This window comes from Daejeonella sp. (assembly GCF_046590655.1).
Classification (GTDB): Bacteria; Bacteroidota; Bacteroidia; order Sphingobacteriales; family Sphingobacteriaceae; genus Daejeonella.
In genome coordinates, this window is record NZ_JBKJUM010000078.1 from 1 (window position 1) to 5239 (window position 5239).

The 5239-nt window shown below is 40.7% G+C and carries 6 protein-coding genes; 4 read left to right on the forward strand and 2 right to left on the reverse strand.

Features of this window, described 5'->3' with window-relative positions; genetic code table 11:
• Positions 1 to 291: transposase (locus ACLL8Z_RS07805; protein ID WP_411274210.1), on the reverse strand; the 291-nt coding region annotated here is incomplete at its 3' end.
• Positions 292 to 508: 217 nt separating this feature from the next.
• On the reverse strand, positions 509 to 736 hold the full coding sequence (locus ACLL8Z_RS07810) for a hypothetical protein (RefSeq protein ID WP_411274211.1): 228 nt from the start codon (positions 734 to 736) through the stop codon (positions 509 to 511).
• A 367-nt stretch (positions 737 to 1103) separates the two neighbouring features.
• Between ACLL8Z_RS07810 and ACLL8Z_RS07815 the strand changes: the two genes are divergently transcribed.
• From ACLL8Z_RS07815 to ACLL8Z_RS07830, 4 genes are all read left to right on the forward strand, one after another.
• Positions 1104 to 1484, forward strand: a complete 381-nt coding sequence (locus tag ACLL8Z_RS07815) for a PH domain-containing protein (protein WP_411274212.1) — start codon at positions 1104 to 1106, stop codon at positions 1482 to 1484.
• Between the two features lie 190 nt (positions 1485 to 1674).
• Entirely contained in the window at positions 1675 to 3759 is a 2085-nt protein-coding gene (locus tag ACLL8Z_RS07820) for an ATP-binding protein (RefSeq protein WP_411274213.1), read from the forward strand.
• A gap of 88 nt (positions 3760 to 3847) precedes the next feature.
• The gene (locus tag ACLL8Z_RS07825; RefSeq protein WP_411274214.1) at positions 3848 to 4351 is read left to right on the forward strand and encodes a phosphoheptose isomerase; all 504 of its coding nucleotides are present in this window, start codon (positions 3848 to 3850) and stop codon (positions 4349 to 4351) included.
• Positions 4352 to 4430: 79 nt separating this feature from the next.
• On the forward strand, positions 4431 to 5159 hold the full coding sequence (locus tag ACLL8Z_RS07830; RefSeq protein ID WP_411274215.1) for an acyl-CoA desaturase: 729 nt from the start codon (positions 4431 to 4433) through the stop codon (positions 5157 to 5159).
• Positions 5160 to 5239: the final 80 nt, after the last annotated feature.

The window sequence follows — 5239 nt, forward strand, 5'->3', positions numbered from 1 at the left end:
ATCGATATCGTATCCAATAAAGTATAGGATGTCCAAACGCATACGTGAGATGGCGATAATACGACGATCGCTGTTGCAATTCTCCAGATAACCGACCAACATCAGCTTCATAAATACGACCGGATCGATGCTCCGCTGACCCTCGGATCCATAATATTTGGCGGTCGCTTTGTATAAAAAACTGAAGTCTACTAACTGACTTAATTTCCTGTAGAAATTATCCTCCGGTACAGCTGTAGAAAGCTGAAAATTGAGGAACAGTTTTTCTTGATACTTTTTCTTTCCCTGCATGATCTAATTTCGGGAAAAACGTCTTCTTTCTAAAATCATAGTTATCAACCGATGTTAGTTGCGCAACAGCCACCTGAAGCAAAAGAACTAGGCCTTCCGCGGCTATGAGCGGAATTATCTTAACGTTGAGATAAATTAATGAAAATAAGCCATTGAATACTTAGTCGTGAGCCACATGCATAAAAAAACAGCCTTAATCTCTTAAGGCCGTTTAATTTCATGGAGTAGAATCCATAACAACGAAAGGAAGCATTCTGATGTAGGGAAGGATCTGGTCGACGGGGATGCAAAGAAATTCGGCAACCTGATGGAAGGTTATCTGCTGTCGCTTTTCCAGTCCGAAATGATCTTTCATGTTTTGTAAAAGCCGTCGGCATGTCCGTTCGCTTTTGCCGCTTATAATCATCAGATCTGCGGCGTACATAAATAGTCGATGTGTTTTCATGGCTTATGTTTTTTATTAAATATAAATCGTAAAAACCTATGAATCAATCTTAAATGCACTTTTACGAGATTCATAATACTCGTTTTAGTGCAATTATGAATTTCGCAATGCGAGTAAAACGGCCGTTATGAATTTCGGAATGGCTCTGCAAGGAGCATTATGAAATTCATAAAGGGGGAAACATGAATTTGATGCGAATCTTGTTAAAAATTACCGAATTTCTGCGTGAAATCAGTTTTGGCATCCCCAAAATGCTTATTGAGTGTAATTTCATTCATACTTAAGCCCATTCCAAAACACTACATTTAAAAGAATTTCGTTTGTGAACGAAAGGAGTAAATTTAAGTAGATAAAAACACGCAAAATCATGGGCTTATTCTCTGCAATATTGGGCAATGCTGGCTCCGTTAACACGGATGAATTAAATAAGAATTACGGAATCCTTTTAACAGAAGGAGAAAATATTGAGCTTGGTTTTAAGCTTATCCGTGATGTTTTTATTTTTACCACAAAGAGATTAATTCTTGTTGATAAACAAGGTTTAACTGGTAGCAAAACGGAGTACAAGTCGGTTTCATATAAGAGTATTACTCGATTTAGTATTGAAACTGCAGGAACGTTTGAGCTGGACGCAGAACTAAAAATCTGGGTTTCCAGTGAATTGCAGCCTAGTATTAAAAAACAGTTTAATAAATCGGTAAATGTGTATGAGGTACAGAAGCTGTTAGCTCATTATGTACTTCAGTAAATGAAGGCACGAACAAGAACTTCCACTTAGCGTACCGAGTGTTTATCTCCCCAGGCTATCAAACAAATAACCAAGATAATTGCCAGGTAAACTGTTCGCGGTCTGATCACTAAAAAAACTCAATCAGTAAATTTTTCGTAAACAAATAATAGCTTTGCAATAACCAATTTCCTGGATCTAACATCAAACTATGGAGAACTCTTTTGGGATGAACATTATCCCAGAAAACGATATTAGGCGCATTGAAGCGCTAAGAAGGTATCAGATACTTAACAGTCCACCTGAACACGCATTTGATAACGTAGCTAAGCTAGCTACGCAAATCTTTGGTGTGCCAATCTCTCTCATTTCATTGGTTGATGCTAACAAGGTCTTCTTTAAGGCTAATATCGGGATGGGTGATGAAATAGTTGAAGACCGGGGTGATAGTCTTTGTTCTCTTGCAGTGATGAATACTGAAGTGACGGTATTCGAAAATGCTCCGGATGAGCCCTGCCTGATGGCTAATCCAAATGTGGCGGGTTCATTGGGTTTAAAATTTTATGCAGGTGCTCCATTAACCACCCACGATGGGTTTCATATCGGAACTGTGTGCGTCATCGATAAAGAGACGAGGTCATTTTCGGAGAAAGAAAAGGTAATTCTGGAAGGACTCGCCAAAATCGTAATGGACGAGATTGAATTACGCTTATCGTCCATTCAGAAAGTAAGTGAGCAAAATGCGATGAATGAAGAACTCGCGGCTATGAATGAAGAGGTACAAGCTTCGAATGAGGAACTGGTTAGCTCTAATTTCCAGCTTGCGGATATGCAACGTGAACTTGAACGAACTTTAGCGACGGTCACCGAAAGCGAAGGGCGGCTGAAATACCTGTTAAATGACGCACCGGTTGCGATTGCTGTATTGAAGGGTCGGGAATTAATCATCGATTCAGCAAATATGAGAGCGTTGGATATTTGGGGAAAAAACTCGGATATCATTGGAAAGCCTTTGCATATCGCTTTACCCGAACTTCAGGGACAACAATTCCTGAATTGGATTGATGATGTTTACACTACAGGGGTCCCTTATGAAGGCCGCGAGGTGAAAGCACAGCTGGAGCGAAATGGTAAAATGGAGGACGTATACTCGAATTTTGTATATCATCCTATCCGGGATCAGGATGGCGATGTGAATAGCATTATGCTGGTGGCGACGGTAATTACCGACGAGGTCAATGCAAAATTTCAGCTGAAGGAAAGTGAACAAAATTTAAAGCTGCTTGCAGATAATATGTCACAGCTCGCCTGGATGACCGATGAAAATGGCTATATCTTTTGGTATAATCAGAGGTGGTATGACTATACCGGCACTACACTCGAAGAAATGAAAGGATCAGGATGGAAGAAAGTCCATCACCCGGACGAGGTTGAAAGAGTAGCCCGTAAATTTGAGAATGATCTTAACAGTGGGAGGAAGTGGGAGGATACTTTTCCGTTGCGAAGAGCCGATGGAGAATACCGATGGTTCCTTTCAAAAGCAGTACCCTTGAAAAACGATGAGGGTAAGATTGTCCGATGGATAGGTACAAATACCGACGTTACTGAAGAAATGAAACTGGCTCAGCAAAAGGACGATTTTATCTCCATAGCAAGTCATGAACTGAAAACTCCCATTGCCAGCCTGAAAGCATCAGTGCAAATGATGCACAGGATCAAGAATGATGCGAGTTCTCCTCTGTTTCCAAAACTAATTGACCAGTCGAACCGCAGTATAGAAAAGATGACAAGTCTTATTGAAAATCTGCTCAATGTCGATCGAATGAGGGAAGGTCAGTTACGTCTTTCAAAATCGATGTTTTGTATTAACGACTTGCTGGACTCTTGCTGTAACCATGTTAGGATGGGTAAGAAGTATGAACTCATTATCGAGGGAGATACAGCGCTCCAAATATTTGCTGATGAGCACCGCATAGAACAGGTGGTGGTCAACTTCGTAAACAATGCCGTTAAATATGCTCCAAACTCCGAAATGATCAAGATAACGATCAGTAAAGTAAATGGACATGCAAAAATATCAGTGAAGGACTTTGGTATGGGGATACCAAAAGAGCAGCAGCCGCACTTGTTTGACCGCTATTGGAGAGCTGATCATTCAGGAGCGCAATACTCAGGCCTGGGCCTGGGCCTATATATTTGTGCTGAAATTGTGAAACGCCATGGCGGGCAAATTGGTGTCGATAGTGTGTCTGGAGTTGGAAGCGAATTCTGGTTTACAATCCCTCTGGAGCAATAAGTGACGAATCTTTCTGCCCCGAAATACACACAAAAAACAAAACCGCTTTTGTTATTTTCTGTTGTTTAGATTATTATTGTAATCGGATATGGCAGTAGAACAACAGAAATCAGATGTTTTTAACGAGGTTAGGAATGTGCTCGATAGTGAGGAATTTCAAATAGTATCAGAAGACCAGTCGAGGCCCTGGGGTGGTTTTTTTGTTCTTGCCGAAGATCAGGCACAAAAATTTGCAAACACTTATTTTGATGGGATAGCCGTTGACGATCTTAAGATCTCAGGCAAACTTAGTCCGAAAGTACTGATTGTTGAACCCGGCAAAAGACTTTCCTGGCAATATCATAATCGCCGTGCTGAAATCTGGCAGGTAATGAAAGGTATTGTTGGTATCATAACCAGCCATTCTAATGAAGAAGGTGAACTGAAAGAATTCGCTCCCGGCGATCGTATCTTATTGAAAAAAGGGCAACGCCACAGGGCTGTAGGACTCAGCGATTGGGGTATTATTGCTGAAATCTGGCAGCATACAGACCATGATAATCCTTCCGACGAATCGGATATCATTAGAGTAGAGGATGACTTCGGACGCTAAAATCCAACTTCAGACGTTTCTAGGTTAACAAATTAAATTTTCTACTTTTGCCCTCATCATTTCACACCTTATTTCACGCATGGTTATTCTAATTTTTTTCCTCTGTCACTGGTTTCTTTCACTATTTTTTCAAACGTTTTTCCTTCACAGATATGCTTCCCACAAGATGTTTCAAATGGCACCTTTTTGGGAAAAAACTTTTTATATGATGACCTTCCTTTCACAAGGCTCATCATTTCTCAATCCCCGCGCTTATGCGATTATGCATAGAATGCACCATGCTTATAGTGATACTGAAAAGGATCCTCATTCTCCTCATTTCATCAAAGATGTTTGGGGATTGATGATAAAGACGAAAAATATTTACCTGGAATATGTAAAATTCAAAATCGAGCCGGAGCCTGCTTTTCGCGATAGGTATCCAACTTGGCCATTAATAGATCGCATAGGTGATCTATGGATCACTCGTACCGTGTTTATTCTCCTATACATTGCGTTTTACATTATTTTCGCTGAATACTGGTGGATGTTCCTGCTTTTACCTATCCATTTCCTGATGGGTCCAATCCATGGCGCTATTGTGAACTGGTGCGGGCACAAGTACGGTTATTCGAACCATGATAATGATGACCACAGCAAAAACAGTCTGCCTTTAGATTTCTTAATGATGGGTGAGCTTTTCCAAAACAACCATCACAAAAGCCCGAACAACGTTAATTTTGCTAATAAGTGGTTTGAATTCGATCCATCTTACCCTATAATTAAGATGATGCACTTTCTGAAGATAATTAAGTTGAGGAAGGTCTGAGGTCTGAGGTCTGAGGTCTGAGGTCTGAGGTCTGAGGTCTGAGGTCTGAGGTCTGAGGTCTGAGGTCTGAGGTCTGAGGT

Bases quoted from the DNA above. Each gene is read 5' to 3' on its own strand.
- ACLL8Z_RS07810 (WP_411274211.1), bottom strand. From the start codon at position 736: ATGAAAACACATCGACTATTTATGTACGCCGCAGATCTGATGATTATA.
- ACLL8Z_RS07815 (WP_411274212.1), top strand. From the start codon at position 1,104: ATGGGCTTATTCTCTGCAATATTGGGCAATGCTGGCTCCGTTAACACG.
- ACLL8Z_RS07820 (WP_411274213.1), top strand. From the start codon at position 1,675: ATGGAGAACTCTTTTGGGATGAACATTATCCCAGAAAACGATATTAGG.
- ACLL8Z_RS07825 (WP_411274214.1), top strand. From the start codon at position 3,848: ATGGCAGTAGAACAACAGAAATCAGATGTTTTTAACGAGGTTAGGAAT.
- ACLL8Z_RS07830 (WP_411274215.1), top strand. From the start codon at position 4,431: ATGGTTATTCTAATTTTTTTCCTCTGTCACTGGTTTCTTTCACTATTT.